Origin of the sequence: Streptomyces inusitatus (assembly GCF_014651115.1) — a bacterium.
GTDB lineage: Bacteria > Actinomycetota > Actinomycetes > Streptomycetales > Streptomycetaceae > Streptomyces > Streptomyces amakusaensis.
Map to the genome: position 1 here is coordinate 16,023 of NZ_BMWG01000028.1, position 18,881 is coordinate 34,903.

10 protein-coding genes and 1 pseudogene are annotated in these 18,881 nt (G+C 74.6%); 5 read left to right on the plus strand and 6 right to left on the minus strand.

The features are described from left to right. Positions 1-63: 63 nt before the first annotated feature. From IE247_RS30025 to IE247_RS30040, 4 genes are all read right to left on the minus strand, one after another. Positions 64-4,839: a hypothetical protein gene (locus IE247_RS30025; protein ID WP_190126479.1), complete on the minus strand. Its 4,776-nt coding sequence runs from the start codon at positions 4,837-4,839 to the stop codon at positions 64-66. Between the two features lie 57 nt (positions 4,840-4,896). Then, entirely contained in the window at positions 4,897-5,805 is a 909-nt protein-coding gene (locus IE247_RS30030; protein ID WP_190126480.1) for a hypothetical protein, read from the minus strand. A gap of 100 nt (positions 5,806-5,905) precedes the next feature. Further along, positions 5,906-7,432, minus strand: coding sequence for a hypothetical protein (locus tag IE247_RS30035; RefSeq protein WP_190126481.1), 1,527 nt, complete (start codon positions 7,430-7,432; stop codon positions 5,906-5,908). Positions 7,433-7,533: 101 nt separating this feature from the next. Then, the gene (locus IE247_RS30040; protein WP_190126541.1) at positions 7,534-8,208 is read right to left on the minus strand and encodes a GntR family transcriptional regulator; all 675 of its coding nucleotides are present in this window, start codon (positions 8,206-8,208) and stop codon (positions 7,534-7,536) included. A gap of 256 nt (positions 8,209-8,464) precedes the next feature. Between IE247_RS30040 and IE247_RS30045 the strand changes: the two genes are divergently transcribed. Genes IE247_RS30045 through IE247_RS30055 form a run of 3 tightly spaced genes read left to right on the plus strand, consistent with a single transcriptional unit; the run spans position 8,465 to position 10,739 of the window. Further along, positions 8,465-9,229, plus strand: a complete 765-nt coding sequence (locus IE247_RS30045; RefSeq protein ID WP_190126482.1) for a LamB/YcsF family protein — start codon at positions 8,465-8,467, stop codon at positions 9,227-9,229. Then, positions 9,226-9,876, plus strand: coding sequence for a 5-oxoprolinase subunit PxpB (pxpB, locus tag IE247_RS30050; RefSeq protein ID WP_190126483.1), 651 nt, complete (start codon positions 9,226-9,228; stop codon positions 9,874-9,876). Before IE247_RS30045 ends, pxpB begins: the two co-directional genes overlap by 4 nt. Then, the gene (locus tag IE247_RS30055; protein WP_190126484.1) at positions 9,873-10,739 is read left to right on the plus strand and encodes a 5-oxoprolinase subunit C family protein; all 867 of its coding nucleotides are present in this window, start codon (positions 9,873-9,875) and stop codon (positions 10,737-10,739) included. The genes pxpB and IE247_RS30055 overlap by 4 nt, the downstream gene beginning before the upstream one ends. Before the next feature lie 11 nt (positions 10,740-10,750). Here the strand turns inward: IE247_RS30055 and IE247_RS30060 are convergent. Both IE247_RS30060 and IE247_RS30065 read right to left on the minus strand, forming a co-directional pair. After that, positions 10,751-14,356: pseudogene (locus tag IE247_RS30060) on the minus strand (hydantoinase B/oxoprolinase family protein); the annotation flags it as partial. A gap of 1,847 nt (positions 14,357-16,203) precedes the next feature. Continuing rightward, on the minus strand, positions 16,204-16,596 hold the full coding sequence (locus tag IE247_RS30065) for an ankyrin repeat domain-containing protein (protein ID WP_190126485.1): 393 nt from the start codon (positions 16,594-16,596) through the stop codon (positions 16,204-16,206). A 302-nt stretch (positions 16,597-16,898) separates the two neighbouring features. Here IE247_RS30065 and IE247_RS30070 point away from each other — a divergent pair, with 302 nt between their 5' ends. Continuing rightward, a complete protein-coding gene (locus tag IE247_RS30070) occupies positions 16,899-17,093 on the plus strand; it encodes a hypothetical protein (RefSeq protein ID WP_190126486.1) in 195 nt (64 codons plus the stop codon). Between the two features lie 114 nt (positions 17,094-17,207). Beyond that, complete coding sequence (locus IE247_RS30075; protein WP_229869445.1) at positions 17,208-18,812, plus strand: hypothetical protein; 1,605 nt, start codon at positions 17,208-17,210, stop codon at positions 18,810-18,812. Positions 18,813-18,881: the final 69 nt, after the last annotated feature.

Here is an 18,881-nt window from a genome sequence, read left to right on the forward strand (position 1 = left end):
ACCGAAGCCCGGGCCGGGGAGGGATCCGCCGGCCCGGGCTGTGTGCTGCTCGGTGGCGGGTCGCTACTCGCTGGCGGGTGCCGCCGGGCCCGCGGCCGGGGCGGGTCGGCGGCCGGTCCGGTCGGGTCCGGCGGCGGGCTGGGAGCGCTTGAACATCCGGGTGGCCGTGATCTCGCCGTGCACGGTCTCGCCGGACGGGTCCTGCTGGGGCAGGCCGGGGCGCAGATGCTCCTCGACGCTGATGTACTTCAGGCCTGCCCGCAGGTCCGCGTCATTGCGGAGCCTGATGACCAGCGGGAATTCGGCGAGCGCTGTGGTGTCGAAGAGTCCGGTCGTGTAGAGCAGCTGGACGCCCAGGGCGTCGGAGACGGCCCGCTGGAGCTCCAGCAGATAGGTGGCGTTGGCCCGGCCGATCGGATTGTCGAGGAAGAGCGTCCCGGCGTGGCGGTGGCGGTCCCGGCCCCGGTCGTTGCTGCGGAGGGCGGCCATGGTGCAGTACAGCGCGATGGCCGCGGTGAGCAGCTGTCCGCCGGAGAACACGTCTCCCATCTGGCCGACGGGGACGCGCTCGGCGCGCAGCACGGCGTCCGGCTTGAGGATCTCCACGGCGATGCCCCTGGGCTGGAGTGCCGCCTGGACCCCGCGCAGCAGCAGTGACATGCCGTCCCTGCGTCCCTCGCCGTAGACGGCGGACGAGTTCTTGCGGACGGCGGCGCGGGTGGCCTCGTCGACGACCTCGCCGAGGCGCTCGGCCAGGGTCGCCTGGTCGGGCTCCTCGAAGCGGATACGGAGGAACTCCTGCCCGGACCACTCCCCCAGTCCTTCGGGCAGCCGGGAGAGCCGCTGGGCGGAGCGGAGGGTGGCGAGTGCCGACTCCACGAGGCCGCGCAGCCGGTCGACGATGGTGTCGCGGTTGCGTTCCAGCTGTTCCAGTTCGTCGGTGAGCACGCGCAGCCGGGGCAGGAAGGCCTCCGCCCACTTGGCGGCGTGCTCCGGCAGGGCGGCGGCGGGCAGTTCGCGGATCTGCTGGCGGGCGGGGGTGCGCACCTGCTCGTAGCGGGTGGAGTTGGCGTGGCGTACGAGGATGTCGCTCGCCTCGCGGACGGCGGATTCGGCGGCCGACAGGTCGGCGGCGCAGCCGCGCAGGGAGCGCCGGGCCTCGGCGGCGGATTCGCGGGCCTCGGCGGGGCCGCCGGGGTAGGGGTCGGATTCCCGCTCGGCTGCCTCGTCGTCGTCCCGCTGTTCCCTCAGCAGGTCGCGGAGGAGGGCCGCGGTCTCGTCAAAGCCGCCGGCGGCGTCCTCGGCGGCCCGGTGGGCCTGGAGGAGGGCGGTGTGCGCGTCGCGGGCGGTCTCCAGCGCGTCGGTGCGGGAGGCGAGTTCGGCGGTGGCGACGCGCAGCAGGGTCTGGGCCTGCTCGGCGTCGGCGGGCACGGCGTCGGCGGGGAGTTCGGTGTGGGCTCCGCCGTCGGCGGGGGCCAGGCGCTCGGCCTCGCCGCGGAGCCTGCCGAGTTTCTCGCTGGCCTCGGAGGCGCGGGTCTCCAGCATCTGCACCAGGGATTCGGCGCGGGCGGCGGCGGCCTGGCGGGAGGGGCCGTCCGCGCCGTCCGTGCTCTCCAGGAGGAGGGCGGCGCGGGTGCGGACCTTGTTGGTGAGGCGGTCCAGCTCGGCGAGGGCGGCGCTCTCGTCGCTCTCGGCGCGGGCCTGTTCGGCCCGGAGGTCGGCGCCGACGCCGACCTTCTCGTAGAGCTGGGAGGCGGCGCGGTAGGCCTCGCGCAGGGCGGGCAAGGAGACGCGCGGTGCGGCGGGGTCGGCCTCGGGCAGGGTCTCCGGAGCGCCGGCGATCTCGGCGCGCTCGGCGCGCAGGGCGCGGGCGGTTCGGCGGGCGTCGTCGCCGGCGCGCTGGGCGGCCCTGCGGTCCTCGTCGGCGGCTTTCGCGCGCTCCAGGCAGACGGTGGCGCGGGCTTCGGACTCGGCGGCCTCGTCGGCGAGTTCGCGCCGTTTCACCTGCCATCCGGCGCGTTCGCGGAGCCGGAAGGCGAGGCCGGCGAGGGCGTCGGCGGCGCGGCGGGCGCGCTGGGCGGTCTCCTGGCGGTCGTCGCGGACACGGGCGGCGTCGGCGGCGGTCTCGTCGGCCTCGGCGCGGACGGTGCGGGCCTCGGCGAGCCGGGCCTGTGCCTCTTCGGCGGTCTCGCGGGCCGTCGCCGCGCCCTGGGCCAGTTCGGCGAGCATTCCGGGCGGGCAGTCCGCGCGCCAGGAGCCGATCCGGGCGGCGAGTGAGCGGTCTCCCGCGAGGCGGGCGGCCAGGTCGCGGATCTCCTCGTCGCGTGCGGTGGCCCGGGCGCGGAGGGTCTGCCTCTCCTCGTCGGCGGCGTGCTCGTCGTGCATGGCGGGGTTCGGCGGTACGAGGAAGACCTCGGGGTCGGCCTGGCCGCCGCCGGCCGGGGGTACCGGCGCGAGCAGTGCGGCGGCGGTGCCGACGGCGACGGTGGAGCGGGGCAGCAGGGCGGCTCCGGCGAGGACTTCGCGGGCGCGCGGGTGCGAGGCGGGGTCGGTGATGACGACTCCGTCGACCAGCTCGGGGCGGGCGGAGAGCACGGCCGCGTGGTCGGCGGGGTCGACGGCCTGGGCGAGATAGCGCCAGCCGGGGAGTGCGGGGATGCCGTGCTCGCCCAGGTATTCGACGGTGGCGAGGACGTCGGGTCCAGGCGGGAGGAGTCCTCCGTCGCCGAGCGCGCCGAGGATGCGGGAGTCGTCGGCGGCGGCGGTGCGCAGGTCGAAGAGCTGGCGTTCGGCGGACGCCACGTACTGGTCGAGGAGTTCTCGCAGGTCGTCGGCGTAGCGGTCGAGCTCTTCGGCGGTGAGGGGGGTGCCGTCGGGGCGGGGTGGGGCGGCCGGGGCGCCGTGGGGCTCGGGGGTGGTGTCCGGGGTGCCGTCGGCCGGTCGCGGGGCAGGGCCGCCGCGCCGGGGTGCGGGCACGGGTGCGGCGGTGGCCGGGGCGGGCAGGCTGAGCAGTTCGGCCAGGCGCTGATGCTCGGCGATGGAGGCGGCGGCTCGGCGTTCCGCTTCGTAGGCGTGGTCGGCGGTGCGGGCGGCGTCCGAGGCGCGGGCGGCGGCCAGTTCCGCGCGGGCCTCCTCGGCGGCGGCCTCTTTGGCTCGGTCCGCGGTGGCTCGGCCGCTCTCGCAGGCGGTGTCCCAGGCCGCGACGGCGGTCTTCTCGGCGTCGCTCGCGGCGAGCGCGGCGCGCGCGGGGTCGGCGTCGGGGGCGGTGTCGTCGAGCCAGCCGGCGCGGACGGCTTCGGCGGTCTCCTGTTCGACCTCGGTGAGCCGCTGGCGGAGGTGGCCGATCTCGCTGCGGGCGCGCTGTGCCTCGGTGGCGGCGGCGGTCGCGTCGCGGTGGGCGGTCTCGGCGGCCTCTTGGAGGGTGGCGGAGCGCTCCTCCTCCTCGTTGGCGAGCCGTTCGCCGTCCTCGGCCGCCGAGTGCAGGGCCCGGACGAGGTCGGCGGCGGCCGTGGCGCGGGCCGCGAGCGCGGGGGCGGCGTCCCGCTCCGCCTCGCGGATCGCCACGGCGACCCTGGCCGAGCGGTCGGCGGCGGCGCGGTGCCGGAGCACGGCTTCGGCCGCCTGCCACGCGGAGTGCAGGGTGCGGGCGTCGGTCAGCTCGCGGCGCTGGGCCGCGGCTCCCTTCTCGGCGGCGGTGAGGGCGAGCGAGGCGTGCCGGTAGGCCAGTTCGGCGGCGATCAGCGAGCTGTTGCCCCGGGCCTGTTCGGCCTCGGTGACCGTGTGGGCGGCGGCGGTGACGCGCTGGGCGAGATCGGCGGTGCGGGAGCGCTCCACGGCCGCGCGGTCGGCGAGCCTGCGGGAGAGGGTACGGGTGCGTCGCTCGGCGCCGGTGTGGATCTCGCGGGCGCGTGCTCTGGCGTCGGCGGCTTCGACGATCCGGCCGAGGAGGTCGGCCGAGCCCGCGGTGAAGTCGCGCTCGGCGGTGAGTTCGGCGCGGCGGCCGAGTTTGTCGCCGAAGCCGCTGACGAGGTCGGCGAGGCCGTCGGTGTCGCGGGTGTCGGTGACCGCGCGCAGCAGGAGGTCGGTGAAGTCGGAGTCCTTCTTCACCGCGAAGAGGCCGGCGGCTTCGCCCTCGTCGGCGTTCATCTCGCGCTGGTAGCGGAAGAGTTCGGGGTCGAGGCCCAGATCGCCGAGGTGTTCGTTCCAGCGGTCGTGGATCTCCTCCCAGGAGACCTCAAGGTGGGGGTAGGCCTTGCCGGACTCGGTGATCGCGTCGCGGAAGCCCTTCATGGTGCGGCGGCGGCCCTGCGCGCCGGAGGCTCCCTCGACCGGGGGGCGTACGACGGTGGACTCGGCCACCGGCAGCGAGTCCAGGCTCAGTCCGGGGCCGGGGCGGAAGGAGTACCACGCCTCGGCGAACTTCCTGGGGTCGCTGGAGACCTGGCGGCCGCGCCATTCGCTGACCTTGCCGACGACAACCAGTTCGCCGGTGAGGGTGTGCTGCCACTCCAGGGCGACGTGGCCGCAGTCGTCGGCGAGGAGGAATTTGCGCAGCACGCCGGAGCTGGCACCGCCCAGGGTGTTGCGGTGACCGGGCAGCATCACGGAGAAGATCAGCTTGAGCAGTACGGACTTGCCGCCCCCGTTCTCCAGGAAGAGGACGCCGGCGGGGGCGGGGCGGCGGGGCGGGCCGACCGGCTCCTCCTCGAAGAACTCCGCCTGGGCGGGGGCGGGGTGAGGCACCGGTTCGCCGACTCCGCGCAGGTCCAGCACGGTGTCGGCGTAGCGCGCACCGGCGGGCCCGATGGAGTAGAGGCGAACGCGGGACAGCTCGTACATGGCGGCGGACTCTCGTGGTTGGCGGCGCGGGTGGGGATGCGGTGGTGCGGGGGCGGGTCAGGCGTGGAAGGGCAGTCCGGCGTCGGCCGCCAGTTCCAGGTCGTCGCCGTCGGGCGGTGGCAGCAGGGTGGCGGTGCCGTCGCTGACGGGTACGACGCCGAGTTCGAGGAATTCGGCCATGGCGGCGTTGCCCGCCATGTCTCGGACCTGGAGCTGGTAGCGGGCGGTGGTGCGGTAGGCGCCTCCCGCGTCGTCGCCGGTCCGCTGGAGGAAGCCGGAGTCGGTGAGGAAGGCGACGGCCTTGGCGACGATGCCGGTGGTGGATCCGGCGAGCCGCCGGGCGTCCTTGGTCGCGCCGGTGGAGCTGCGCCGGGCGTAGATCCGCCAGGCGGCCTCCAGGCCGGGGGCGTCGGTGGCGGGGTCGGTGTTCTCGCCCTGTGCCTCGGCGCGTTCTTCGAGCCGGTGGCAGGCCTGACGGACGAAGGCGTCGACCCCGTTGACGGTGATGCGGCCGATGTAGCCGTCGTCGGCGAGGTCCTCGGGGCGGGGGAAGGACATGGCGGCGACGGCGAGATGGGCCAGGCCGTGGAGGAAGCGGTCCGCGGAGTCGGTGGCCGCCCGGCGGGCGTAGTCGCCCATGCGGACGGCGAAGACGGAGTCCTCGCCCGCCGCGAGGGCCATGCCCGCGCGGGGTGACACTTCGAGGACGATGAGGCCGAGCCCGGTGGCGACGGCGTCGGCGACGCGGGCGAAGGCGGGGTCCTCGCGGTAGCGGCGCAGCAGGTCGGCGTATTCGGCGTCGCGGGCGGGGAGGAGTTTGGGCTGGAGTCCGAAGGAGACCAGCCGGGCCGCGTCGGCCGCGTCGGGGGGTGTGAGGCGGGCGGCGGCGCCGGGGTCGGCGTCCGCGGGCGTCTCGGTGGTGGCCGGGTCACGCCAGGGGTCGCGCTCGGCGTGGTGGTCGGTCACTGGGGTGGCTCCTCGTCGTGGCGTGGCGGGCGGGGGTGGTTCGCGGGATTCACGGGGTTCATGGTGTGTCCCGGTGGGGTGGCGGGGGCGGCGGGGCGTGTCACGCGGCCTCCGTGCGGTCCGCCGCCATGCCGGCCGCGTCGAGCAGGGCCGTGCCGACGATGAGGTCCGCGCCGCCGAACTCCCAGTCGTCCAGCTCCGTGCCGTCGTCGACGGCGAAGAGGAGGCGCTCCTCGCCCTGGCGGTAGGCGGTGCCGACCGGGGGGCTCGCGGCGTGGACGGCGAGCAGCGCCACCAGGTAGGGAAGCTCGGGGTCCTGCCGGCGGGCATCGGCCAGCAGGCCGGAGAGGCGGCGGGGCGCGTCGTGTTCCAGGTCGAGCAGGCGCAGGGCGGCCGCGAGCTGTTCCTCGCTGAACCGGCTGTCGTCGGGGGTGGCGATCAGATCGGGCTCGGGCATCTCGGCGCCGAGGTGCTCCCGCTCGACCGGCGGGGTCAGCAGCATGTCCACCAGGTCCCCCATCCGGACGGACGAGGGGGTGCGCGGCCCGGTGCCCCGGGCGAAGAAGGCGTCCGTGACGCGGATCGCCGCGTCCAGGGGGAGGGGCAGTACGGGGGCCACCAGCTGGCCGTACAGATCGAGGCCGGAGCGGGTGGCCGGGCGGGCGAAGGCCTGGCGGTCCTGTTCGGCGCGGAAGAGGGGGCCGGCCTCCAGCAGGCGGGACTGGAGCTGGGTGTGGCGGCGGATGCAGTCCTTGACGATGTCGACCAGCTCGGCGGCGCGGCGCTTGTGCTCCGGCTCCTCCGCCTCGTCGCGTGCCCGGCGGATGTTGGTGAGGATCGCGTTCTCGTGGCGGTAGCGGTCGGCGACGTGGTCGAGCGCCTCGGCGATCATGTCGGGCACGGCGTTGAGCCAGTCGACGGCGCGGACATTGCGCCGGGTGGCCTCCAGGGTCCTGCGGAGGGTCTCGGCGTACTGCACCGTGCGGTAGCGGGCCTGTTCGGCGGCGAGCTGGGCGTCCGCGAGGCGGCCTCGGCTGATGAGGACCTCAAGCTTGACCTCGGCCGCGATCTGCGAGCTGGTGACATCGGTGTCGAGCGCGCCCACCAGGACGTTGACCGCTTCGTCGGTGGTGCGCAGGCAGACGCTGCCGCCGTATCCCGGGACCTCTTCGATGAGTTTGAAGTCGTAGTCGCGGCGGGTGTAGACGCCGTCGGGGCCGAAGGTGCCGTAGACCGCGCGGAAGCCCCGGTCCACGCTGCCGACGTTGATCAGATTCTCCAGCACCCAGCGGGCCACCCGCTCGTGCTCGGAGGCGGGGCGGCGGGGGGCCTGGGCGGCGATTCTGGGGAGCAGCCTGGCGACGATCTGGTCATGGTCGGCACCGGTGTCGAAGTCCATGTTGAGCGTCACGAGGTCGATGGCGGCGAGGGCCACCTCCGCCATCGCGTAGACCGTGTACTCGCCCGCCAGGTTGGCCTTGCGGGCGTCCAGATCGTGCAGCGGCGCGGTGCAGGCGAGCGCGCGCAGCCGCCGCGCGAGCCCTTCGTCGGCGGCCGGGCCCTGGGCGGGCCGGGGCCCCGCGCTGAGCTGGGGCGGAACGAGTTCCGTCGAGGCAGGCGAAGTCACGCTGCACAGATTAGGTCCTCGCACTGACAACGGTCGAAACGGCGCAGAAGCTCTCCGGGCGCGCCGTGCCGCGGACCTCTCGCCCGGGGCGGCCCCGGCCGCTACTCCCGATCCGGCGCGAGGCGCGCGCAGGCCTCCACCACTCTCGCCCGGGAGTCGTCCAGATAGCGGGCGAGGAGTTCCTCGGCCCCGGTGCGGTCGCCCGCGCGCAGCGCTTCCAGGATGGTCCGGTTGCGGACCAGGAAGGGCTGGTGCAGCCCGCGCGGGTCGGCCACCGCGTGGAAGGCGAGGCGGAGTTCCGCGAGCACGCCGCGCATCAGCTCGTCGGTGCGCGCGCTGCCGGCGAGGGCGACCAGTTCGCGGTGGAAGCGGATGTCGGCGGTGGAGACGCCCTTCCAGTCCTCCTCGCGGGCCGAGCGCTCGCCGTGGTCGACGGCCGCGTCGAGCCGGTCGAGGGGGTAGGGGGGGTCCCCGAGGTCGTGGAGGACGGCGCGCTCGACGAGCTGGCGGGTGCGGTAGATGTCGATGACGTCCTGGACCGCGAGTCTGCGGACGAACACTCCCCGGTTGAGCCGGTGGACGAGGAGCCGTTCGTGGGTCAGCAGCCGGAACGACTCGCGCAGGGTGTTGCGCGAGACTCCGAGCGCCTTGCCGATGGCGTCCTCGGAGAGCCGCTCCCCCGGCGCGAAGTACCCCTCCGCGATCCGGGTGCGCAGGATGTCCGCGACGCGTTCCGCCGTGCTGGTGCGGCCGAGCAGGACACGGTCCTCCTCCAGGCCGCCGGGTCCCCCGGGTCCTGCGAGTCCGTCGAGTCCGTCGAGTCCTTCGGCGTGGCCGGTATCCGGCTGGGTCGTCCCCACGACACCCCTCTCTCCTTCGCCGCCGGGTTCAAACCGGCGCACGGGTGTCCATCGTAGAAGGAGGTACGAGCCCACACGCCCCTTGTCGGATCGTTCAACAATCCCCTACGTTTGCCTCATCGCATCGATCCACGGCACGGATGACACGGCACGGAGCACGGAGGAGGAGTACATGACCTGGGCGTCCATCGATCTCAACGCCGATCTCGGCGAGGGCTTCGGCCGCTGGCGGCTCACCGACGACGAGGAGTTGCTGTCGGTCGTCACCAGCGCCAATGTCGCCTGCGGATTCCACGCGGGGGACGCGGTCACCATGCGGCGGGTCTGCGACCTGGCGGCCGAGCGGTCGGTGCGCATAGGCGCGCAGGTCTCGTACCGCGATCTCGCGGGTTTCGGGCGCCGTTCCATGGATGTCCCGGCGGCCGAGCTGACGGCCGAGATCGCCTATCAGATCGGGGCGCTGGAGGTGTTCGCCCGCGCGGCGGGCTCCCGGGTCTCGTATGTGAAGCCGCACGGCGCGCTCTACAACCGGGTCGTCCACGACGAGGAGCAGGCGGCCGCCGTGGTCGACGGGGTGCTGCTGGCCGGGGGGCGGCTGCCGCTGCTGGGGCTGCCGGGCTCCGTTCTGCACACCGCGGCGGGGAAGGCGGGAGTGCCGGTCGTCACCGAGGCGTTCGCCGACCGGGCGTACACCGCCGACGGCAGGCTGGCCCCGCGCGGCGAGGACGGCGCGGTGCTCACCGATCCCGCCGTCGTGGTCGAACGGTCGGTCGGCATGGCCCGGTTCGGGACGGTCACCGCGCGCTGCGGCGAGACCGTGGCGGTGCGCGCCCGCTCGCTCTGTCTGCACGGCGACACCCCGGGGGCCGTCTCGCTCGCCCGCCGGGTGCGCGGCGAACTGGAGGCCGCCGGGGTCAGGGTGGAGCCGTTCGCATGAGCCGGCCCGGCGGTCCTTCGGGCATCAAGGTGCTGCCGGTCGGGGACCGGGCACTGCTGATCGAGCTGGCGGACGGGGCGGCGGCCGAGGCGCTCCATGCCGAGCTGCTGCGCAGGCGCGCGGCGGGCACCCTGCCCGCCGTACGGGAGATCGTGCCGGCGGCGCGGACCGTCCTCCTCGACGGAATCGACCGGCCGGCCGGGTTCGCCGCGGAGCTGGCGGGGTGGGAGACCCTGCCCCCGCCGGCCCGCACGGCGGAGGCGGTGGAGATCCCGGTCCGCTACGACGGGCCGGATCTGGCCGAGGTGGCGGCGGTGTGGAGGGTGACGGAGGAGGAGGTTGTGGCGATCCATTCGGCGACCGAGTTCCGGGTGGCGTTCTGCGGGTTCGCGCCGGGCTTCGGCTATCTCACCGGGCTGCCGCAGCGGTACGCGGTGCCCCGCCGGGCCACTCCGCGCACCTCGGTCCCCGCCGGGTCGCTCGGGCTGGCCGGCCCCTACTCGGGTGTGTATCCGCGATCGTCGCCCGGCGGCTGGCAGTTGATCGGCAGCACGGATCTGGAGCTGTGGGACCCGTCCCGTGAGCCGGCCGCGCTGCTGAGCCCGGGGGCGCGGGTGCGGTTCGTCGCGGAGACGGGGCGGCGATGACGGACCGGGCGGTCGTGGTGGTGAGGGCTGGTGCGCTGACCACCGTGCAGGATCTGGGGCGGCCGGGGCACGCGCATCTCGGTGTGCCGCGTTCGGGGGCACTCGATCCGAGAGCCGCCGGGCTCGTCAACCGGCTGGTGGGCAATCCGGAGGGGGCGGCGGTGCTGGAGACGACGCTCACGGGCTGTGCGCTGCGGCCCCGGTGCGCGGTGACCGTCGCGGTGGGCGGGGCTCCGTCCCCGGTGACCGTCGACGGGCGGCCGGCGGCCTGGGGGACGCCGGTGCGCGTGCCGGGCGGGGCGCTGCTGGAGGTGGGGAGAGCGGTCGCCGGGGTGCGCGGCTATATGGCCCTCGCGGGCGGGATAGCGGTCGATCCGGTGCTCGGGAGCCGCTCCACCGATCTGCTCTCCGGCACAGGTCCGCCGCCGCTGGCCGACGGAGCGGTGCTGCCGCTGGGTGCTCCGACGAGCCCGCCGGCCCGGTTGGACGGCGGTGTGCCCTGGCCCGCGCCCCCTGCGGAGCTGGTGCTGGGCATACGGTTCGGGCCGCGCGCCGACTGGTTCACGGACGGGGCACTGCGGACGCTCACCGCCGCCCGGTACCGGGTGTCGGCCGCGAGCAATCGCATCGGCCTGCGCACCGAGGGCCCGGGGCTGACCCGGGCGCGCGGTGCGGAGCTGCCGAGCGAGGGCATGGTGCTGGGGGCGGTGCAGGTGCCGCCGGACGGCTGCCCGGTGGTCTTTCTCGCCGACCATCCGACGACGGGCGGCTATCCGGTGGTGGCGGTGGTGGACGAAGGGGACCTGGGGGCGGCGGCCCAGGCGACGCCCGGGACACCGGTGCGGTTCGTTCCGCTGGGCTGACCGTCCCGGGGCGGGGTTCCGAAGCCGCCGCCGCCCGGGGTCGCCATCACCAGGACGTCGCCCGGGCCGACGGCGGCCGAGTCGACTCCGGCCAGGGGGGTGAGTGTGCCGTCGGCGCGCTCCACGGAGTTCTCCCCCAGCGCGCCGGGGCCGCCGCCCGCCATGCCGTAGGGCGGGACGCGGCGGTGGCCGGTCAGCAGGGTGACGGTCATGGGCTCCAGGAAGCGGATGCGCCGTACCGCTCCACGGCCGCCGCGCCAGCGGCCGGTGCCGCCGCTGCCGCGGCGGATCGAGAAGGCGTCGACCCGTACCGGGTAGCGCCATTCCAGGATTTCCGGATCGGTCAGACGGGAGTTGGTCATATGGGTCTGCACAGCGTCCGCGCCGGGGAAGCCCTCGCCCGCGCCGGAGCCGGAGGCGACCGTCTCGTAGTACTGCACCAGATCGTTGCCGAAGGTCAGATTGTTCATGGTGCCCGATCCCTCCGCCTGTACGCCGAGGGCCGCGTAGAGCGCCCCGGTGACGGCCTGGGAGGTCTCGACATTGCCCGCGACGGTGGCCGCGGGGAAGACCGGCGCGAGCATGGAGCCCTCCGGCACCCTCACCTCCAGCGGTTCCAGACAGCCGCTGTTGAGCGGGATGTCCTCGCCGACCAGGGTGCGGAAGACATAGAGGACCGCCGCCATCACCACGGAGGTGGGCGCGTTGGCGTTGCCGGGGCGCTGGGGCGAGGTGCCGGTGAAGTCGATGACGGCGGCGCGCCGGGCGCGGTCGATCCGCACGGCGACCTGGATGACCGAGCCGTCGTCCGTCTCGTAACGGCACTCGCCGTCGTCCAGCCGGGCGACGATCCGCCGGACGGACTCCTCGGCGTTCTCCCGGACGTGGCGCATATAGGCGTGGACGACGTCGAGGCCGAACTGGTCCGTCATACGGCGCAGCTCGGCGATGCCCTTCTCGTTGGCGGCGATCTGCGCGCGGAGGTCGGCGATGTTGACGTCCGGGGCACGGGACGGGTGGCGCGCCCCGGTCAGCAGTTCCCGGGTCTCCCGTTCGCGCAGTCGGCCGTCCCGCACGAGCAGCCAGTTGTCGAAGAGGACGCCCTCCTCCTCGATGGTCCGGCTGAAGGCCGGCATGGAGCCGGGGGTGATCCCGCCGATCTCCGCGTGGTGGCCGCGCGAGGCCACCAGAAAGCGCAGCTCGCGCCCGTCGGGGCCGAAGACCGGGGTCACCACGGTGACATCGGGCAGATGGGTGCCGCCATGGTAAGGGTCGTTGATCGCGTAGACGTCCCCCGGCCGCATCCCGGCCCTGTCGCGGCGGCGCAGGACCTCTTTGATCGACTCGCCCATGGAGCCGAGGTGGACGGGGATGTGGGGCGCGTTGGCGATGAGGTTGCCGTCGGGGTCGAAGAGGGCGCAGGAGAAGTCGAGCCGCTCCTTGATGTTGACGGAGTGCGCGGTGTTCTCCAGCCGTACGCCCATCTGTTCGGCGATGGCCATGAAGAGGTTGTTGAACACCTCCAGGAGGACCGGGTCAGCCTCGGTGCCGGCGGCGGCCCGGCCTGGGCGGGAGCGGACCCGGGTGAGCAGCAGATGGCCGTGTTCATGGACGCGGGCGCGCCAGCCGGGGTCGACGACGGTGGTGGCGTCGGGCTCCACGATGATCGCGGGTCCGTCGACCGGGGTGTCGGGGCCGAGCTCCGCCCGCCGGTGCAGGGGCACTTCTTTCGGCGCGCCGTCCATGAACACGGTGACCCGGGCGGGCCGGGGCGGCGGGGAATGAGGGCCGGCCGACCCGGGGCCGTCGGGGACCGGCGCTCCGTGGGCGGCGGCCGCGCCCACGGCCTCGACCGAGACAGCCTCGACCACGAGCGGCTTCCTGGTCGTGAACGCGTAGCGCGCGCGGTGGGCCGAGGTGAAGGCCTCCGTCATCGCGGCGACGGTGTCCAGTGGCACCGGGAGGCTCGCGTCGGTGCCCGCGTAGCGGAGGAGGACTTCGGCGCGGGTGGTGATCGCGTCGTCGGGGACGGCGTCGGAGCGCAGTTCGGCGCGGGTGCGGGCGGCGAGTTCGGCGCAGAGATCCCGTACCCGGGTGAGGGTGTCCTCGTCGAGCTCGGCTTCCACGGACCGCTCGCGCATGGCGGTGACGTCGGCGAGTCCGATGCCGTAGGCGGAGAGCACTCCGGCGAGCGGGGGCACCACGACAGTGGTGACGCCGAGGGCGTCGGCGACGGCGCAGGCGTGCTGTCCGCCCGCGCCGCCGAAGGAGGTGAGGGCGTAGCGGGTGATGTCGTGGCCGCGCTGCACGGAGATCTTCTTGACCGCGTTGGCCATGTTGAGCACGGCGATCTCCAGAAAGCCGGCGGCGGCTTCCTCGGGGGTGGGCTCGGAGCCGGTCTCCTCGCCGACCCGCCGGGCGAGGGCGGTGAAGCGTTCGCGTACGACGTCGGCGTCGAGCGGCTGGTCGCCGTCGGGGCCGAAGACGGCCGGGAAGTGTTCGGGCTGGACCCTGCCGAGCATCACATTGGCGTCGGTGACGGTGAGGGGGCCGCCGCGCCGGTAGCAGGCGGGGCCGGGGACGGCTCCCGCCGAATCGGGGCCGACGCGGTAGCGGCGGCCGTCGAAGTGGAGGACGGAGCCGCCGCCCGCGGCGACGGTGTGGATGCTCATCATGGGGGCGCGCATCCGTACGCCCGCGACCTGGGTGCCGAGTTCCCGTTCGAACGCTCCGGCGTAGTGCGAGACATCGGTGGAGGTGCCGCCCATGTCGAAGCCGATGACCCGGTCGAATCCGGCCTGGGCCGCGGTGCGCGCCATGCCGACGACGCCGCCGGCGGGGCCGGAGAGCACGGCGTCCTTGCCCCGGAAGTGGGCGGCTTCGCGCAGTCCGCCGTTGGACTGCATGAACATCAGGCGGATGCCGTCGAGTTCGGCGGCGACCTCGCTCACATAGCGGCGCAGGATCGGGGAGAGGTAGGCGTCCACGACGGTGGTGTCGCCGCGCGGGATCAGTTTGATCAGCGGGCTGACCTCGTGGGAGCAGCTGATCTGGGGGAATCCGAGATCGCGGGCGGCCTGGGCGACCGCCTGCTCGTGGGCGGGGTGACGGTAGCCGTGCATCAGGACGACGGCGGCGGCGCGGAAGCCGTCGGCGTGGGCCCGGGAGAGCTGTTCGGTGACGGCTGGCAGATCGAGCGGGCGGATGACGGTGCCGCGGGCGTCGAGGCGTTCGGGAACCTCGATGACGCGTTCGTACACGGCTTCGGGGAGGACGATATGGCGGTCGAAGATCCGGGGGCGGTTCTGGTAGGCGATGCGCAGGGCGTCTCCGAAGCCCTCGGTGATGACGAGCACGGTCGGTTCGCCGCGCCGTTCCAGCAGGGCGTTGGTGGCGACGGTGGTGCCCATGCGCACCTCGGCGACCCGGTCGGCGGGGACGGGCTCGTCGGGGCCGAGACCGAGCAGCAGCCGGATTCCGGCGACGGCGGCGTCGCGGTGGCGCTCGGGGTCGTGGGAGAGGAGTTTGCGGGTGACGAGCCGGCCGTCGGGACGCCTTCCGACGATGTCGGTGAAGGTGCCGCCTCGGTCGATCCAGAACTCCCAGCGCCCGGCCATGTCCCCATTCTGGCGACCGGGCGGCCGTCCGCCACCGCGGCGGGCGGCCCCGGGACGCGCGCCGGGGCCGCGCGGCGCCACTCCCCCCCCGGGGCGGGGCGGCGGGGGCGGGGGGGCGGGCGGGGGGGGGCGGGGGCGGGCCCCGCGGGGGGGCTGGTGCATTCTGCTGCGCACCGCGGTCTGGACCTCGGCCTCTTCGGCGGGGTCCGCGGCGAGCCTGCGCAGCCGTTCGGCGACGCGCACATCGCCGGTCTCGGCGTGCCGCGCGGCCACCTCCCGGGTGGTCTCCTCGCAGTCCCAGAGACATTCGACGGCGAATCCCGTGGCGAAGGAGGCGTCGGTGGCCGCCAGCGCCCTGGCGGCGCGTCCCCGCAGCTGGGAGGAGGCGGTCTCACGGTAGACATGGCGCAGCACGGGGGCCGCGCAGCCGATGCCGAGGCGTCCGGCGCCGTCGACGAGGGTCCACAGCGTGGGCGCGTCGGGACCGTCGGCGCGGACCGTCTCGCGCAGCGCGCCGAGGACGAGCGGGGAGTCGGTCGCGCCGCCCCGGCAGGCCAGCACTCCGGCGGCGGAGGCCCCGAGGGCGTCGGGCCGGTGGACCCAGCCCCGGGCGCGGTTGACGGCCTCGTCGCCGCACATCCGCTCGAACGCCGAGATCGCCGCGTCCGCGACGGTGCGCGAGCCGCCCGCGTACGCCGCCTCGATGAGGTCGAGGACGACGGGGTCCTCGGAGACGGCGAGGTGGTGGAGCGCGGTGGAGCGCGCGCCGTCGCCGCCCTCGCGGGCCGCACGGAGGATCGCGGGCCGGTCCTCGGCCCCGGCGACCGCCGAGAGACACCGGGCAGCGGGGACATGGAGTGCGGCGCCGCGCTCCAGGCCCTCCTCCGCCCAGTCGAAGACCGCCTGGACGCTCCAGCCGGGCCGCGGGCCGGTGGGGCTCAGCTGCCGCTGCCAGCGGTCGAAGGAGCCGGCCTCGCGAGCCGCGCGCACCCGGGGGCCGATCTCGGGCCTGGGGTCCTCGGCCCACAGCCGCCAGGGCCTCGGTTCGAAGGCGTCCCGCACGGCGGCGGTCAGTTCGGCCTCGCCGTCCGGGGTGACCGGGAATCTGGCGAGGACGGGGGCGGCGAGCGCGCGGAGTCCGGCGTCGTCGTCGCGCAGGGCCAGCTCGTCGAGGGCCCAGGCCCAGCCGGCTCCGGTGGCCGCGTAGCCCCGCAGCAGCCTCAGGGCGTCGTCCCTGCCGTACGAGGCGAGATGGCCGAGCACCGCGAGCGCGAGGCCGGTTCTGGCCTCGTCGGTGTCGAGGCGGTCGTCGATGTCGTACAGATGCCGCTGGATCTCCTCCAGACCGCCGTGGAGGTCCATGTAGAGACGGGCGTAGTAGAGAGAACGGTTCTCGACCTGCCAGTCGTGACGGGGATCGTTGAGCACGCAGTGGTTGAGGGCGGCGAGCGCTTCGGCGCGGGGAGCGGCGAGCGCGTGCAGTGTGCCGTCGCCGCGGCCCCTCTGCAGCAGGCCGAGCAGCGTGCCGCTCGGCGCTATGACTGGATCGAACATGGGGAAGGCCTCACATCAAGCTCTCGACGCGACCGGGGAATGGAGATGTCTAGGCCGCGCAGCAGCATGAGGAGCCGCCCGTCGTCATCCGCGTCTTCCGCTTGTTGTAGACCATCTTCCTGCCTCTCGTCGGTGGGCCCCAGGGGAACTCCCGGTGATGTCCGGGGCAGGGCCTGACGTCATGATGACCCACCCATATCGCCACCGCGACCACATTTACGACGTCCCCGCCAGGGGCTCACGGTGATGTCCGGGTGCCTCTGAGCTTGCTGTCCGTGTGCCGTGCGACGGCCTCACCGGACGCCGAACAGCTCCAGAAGCTCTGTCTTCCCAAACATCCGCGCGGTATCCGCGGCGGAGGGGGTTCCGGCCTCGGGGTCGGCTCCGCCGGCCAGCAGGGCGCGCACGACGGCGTCCTCGCCCTTGAAGACGGCGCCCGCGAGCGGGGTCTGCCCCCGGTCGTTGTGGCGGTCGGGGTCCGCGCCACGGGCGAGGAGGGCCTCGACAGCGGCGGCGTGGCCGTGATAGGCGGCGAGCATGACCAGGGTGTCGCCCCGGTCATTGGTGAGATCGGCGGGGACGCCCGCGTCGACATAGGCGGCGAGCGCCTCGGTCTCTCCCTGGCGGGCCAGGTCGAAGACCTTGGTCGCGAGCTCGATGACCTCGGGGTCCGGGGTCTCGCTCATCGTGGGAACCGCCTTTCGCTGGGCTGATGGGTGCCTCGGTGGGCCGGGGTGCGCGAGGCAGCGGCGGCCGCATGGGTGAACCGGGACAGATTACTGCCCGGCCGGCCGGGACAGGGCCCGTTCCGGCTGTGACGGGGGCACTGTGCCGTGCGGCGGCCCGGTGCGCCCGCCGGGAGGCCGGTCGCCGTGAACCAGTGCAGTGAAATTCTCACCCTTTCACCCATTTGCACCTTTTATCGCATAGATACTTCCTGCGAGGTTGGAAGAACTCATGGTGACCGTCCCCTCACCCAGGAGAACTCATGAACCTTTCCATGTCGGGCGTGGTGCTGCTCGCGATCATCGTCTTCCTCTTCTTCCGGAAGGGCGGCCTCAAGGCATCCCACGCCGTGGCCTGCGCACTCTTCGGGTTCTTCCTGGCGGGCACCGCCATCGCCCCCAGCATCGCGGCGGGCAGCCAGAGCCTGGCCAGCCTGCTCGGCGGGATCAAGTTCTGACCCGGCCACTCCCCCGGCCGACCCGCGTGTCCCCGTACCTCCGCGCATGCCCGCACCCTCAGCCCGCTCAGCCTGCTCAGTCCGCTCAGCACCCCGCACCCTCAGGAGACCGATGTGGCCCGGCGACCGCTCCCCCGCATTCTGAGCAGCGGCACCGCGCGGATCGCCCGGACCAGGGAGATCGCCCGCACCGCAGCCGACAGCGCCACGGACGTCCTCCACCCGCTGATCACGGTCTCCCGCGGCCTGCGGAAGCTGGCGGTCCTGGCCCGCCGGAAGTGGGCCGGCACCCCCAAGGACAGGCGCGGTCCCACGCTCGCCCTGGTGGCGGGATGCGTGACGGCGATCGCGCTCGTCCCGTTCGGGCCGCTGCTGGCCCTGGTCTCGGTGATGGGGGCGGCCGCCTGGCAGGGGCGGGTGCGCACCCCGGTGCGGACCGGCCCCGACGAGGCCGAGGCCGGGCGGCTCCAGTCGCTCTACGAAGCCCTCGTGCCGTACTTCACCGTCCCCGAGGACCCCGCGCCGCTCTACACCCACGGCGGCGAGTGGACCGGCGCCCTCCACGACTACGCCTTCGACGAGAACGGCAGGCTCACCGAGCTGCGGGTGTCCTACCCCGCGTACTTCACCGACGGCGAGGCGGAGTCCCGGGCCCGGATCGAACAGCTGCTGCACGCCAAGTCCGGCCGGGGCCGCGAGTACCGCTTCGTCTGGGACGAGGAGGGCAACCGGCTGCTGATGCGGGTGCTGCCCGCCCTGTCCACCGCCATCGCGGCGCAGCGCTTCGTCACCGCCCCCGGCGAGACCGTGCTCGGCTTCACCGACGCGGGCGCGGTGCAGCGCACCGTGCCGGTGACGGACGGCGAGGAGAGCCGGGACGCGCCTCCGGTGATCTGGCGGACGGGTCCGCGCTCCACCGAACCGCATCTGCTCGCGGTCGGCCGGCCCGGCGGCGGCACCACGACCCTGCTGCGCTCGATCGCCCTCCAGGCCCTCCAGCACGGGGACGTGCTGATCGTGGAGGGAGGCGGAACCGGCGACTACGCCGCGCTCGCCGGGCGCTCGGGGGTGCTGGCCGTCGAGTGCGGCCTCGCGGGGGCGCTCAGCTCCCTGGAGTGGGCGACGCACGAGACCGAGCGGCGGCTGATCGCGGCGAACCGCGCCCGGCAGGCCGGACACCCGGTGCCCGACGACGTCAAACGGCCCCTGTGGATCCTGGTGGACCGGCCGGGCGTCTTCGGGCACCTGGCCGCCGCCGACGGGCGGCGCGACCCCCAGGAGCTGCTCCAGGTGCCGCTGCGGCACGGCAGGGCGGCGGCGGTGACGGTGGTGGTGGCCGAGCAGTCCGACAGCCTGGACACGCTGTCCGAGACGGTACGGACGCACACCCGCGCCCGGGCGGTGCTCGGCCCCGCCGGATTCGACGAGGTGGCCGCGGTGCTCGGGGCGGCCCCGCACACCACGCCGACGCCCGAGGTCCCGCCGGGCCGCGGCTACGCGCGCCTCGGCGAGGGGCCGGTGCTCAGGCTCCAGGTCCCGGCGACCCCGGACCCGTACGACGACGCGACGAGCGAGGCGCACCGGCGGGCGGTGCTGGACCTGCTGCCGGAGCGCCAGGACACGGGCGGGGGCGAGCCGGACGAGCCGGACCCGCCGGGCGACCTCACGCCCGCGCGGGACGCGTCGGCCACGCCCGCCCCCGTACCGGCGGAGGGCTGAGCGGGAGCGGCGGACGGCCGAAGGCGGGGCGGGGGCCGAGGGCCGCCCGAAGGCGGTCCCACGCACCGC

What these genes read in the sequence shown, in the direction of transcription:
- pxpB (WP_190126483.1), top strand. Translation starts at nt 9,226, where the DNA reads ATGAGCCGGCCCGGCGGTCCTTCGGGCATCAAGGTGCTGCCGGTCGGG.
- IE247_RS30065 (WP_190126485.1), bottom strand. Translation starts at nt 16,596, where the DNA reads ATGAGCGAGACCCCGGACCCCGAGGTCATCGAGCTCGCGACCAAGGTC.
- IE247_RS30055 (WP_190126484.1), top strand. Translation starts at nt 9,873, where the DNA reads ATGACGGACCGGGCGGTCGTGGTGGTGAGGGCTGGTGCGCTGACCACC.
- IE247_RS30070 (WP_190126486.1), top strand. Translation starts at nt 16,899, where the DNA reads ATGAACCTTTCCATGTCGGGCGTGGTGCTGCTCGCGATCATCGTCTTC.
- IE247_RS30025 (WP_190126479.1), bottom strand. Translation starts at nt 4,839, where the DNA reads ATGTACGAGCTGTCCCGCGTTCGCCTCTACTCCATCGGGCCCGCCGGT.
- IE247_RS30045 (WP_190126482.1), top strand. Translation starts at nt 8,465, where the DNA reads ATGACCTGGGCGTCCATCGATCTCAACGCCGATCTCGGCGAGGGCTTC.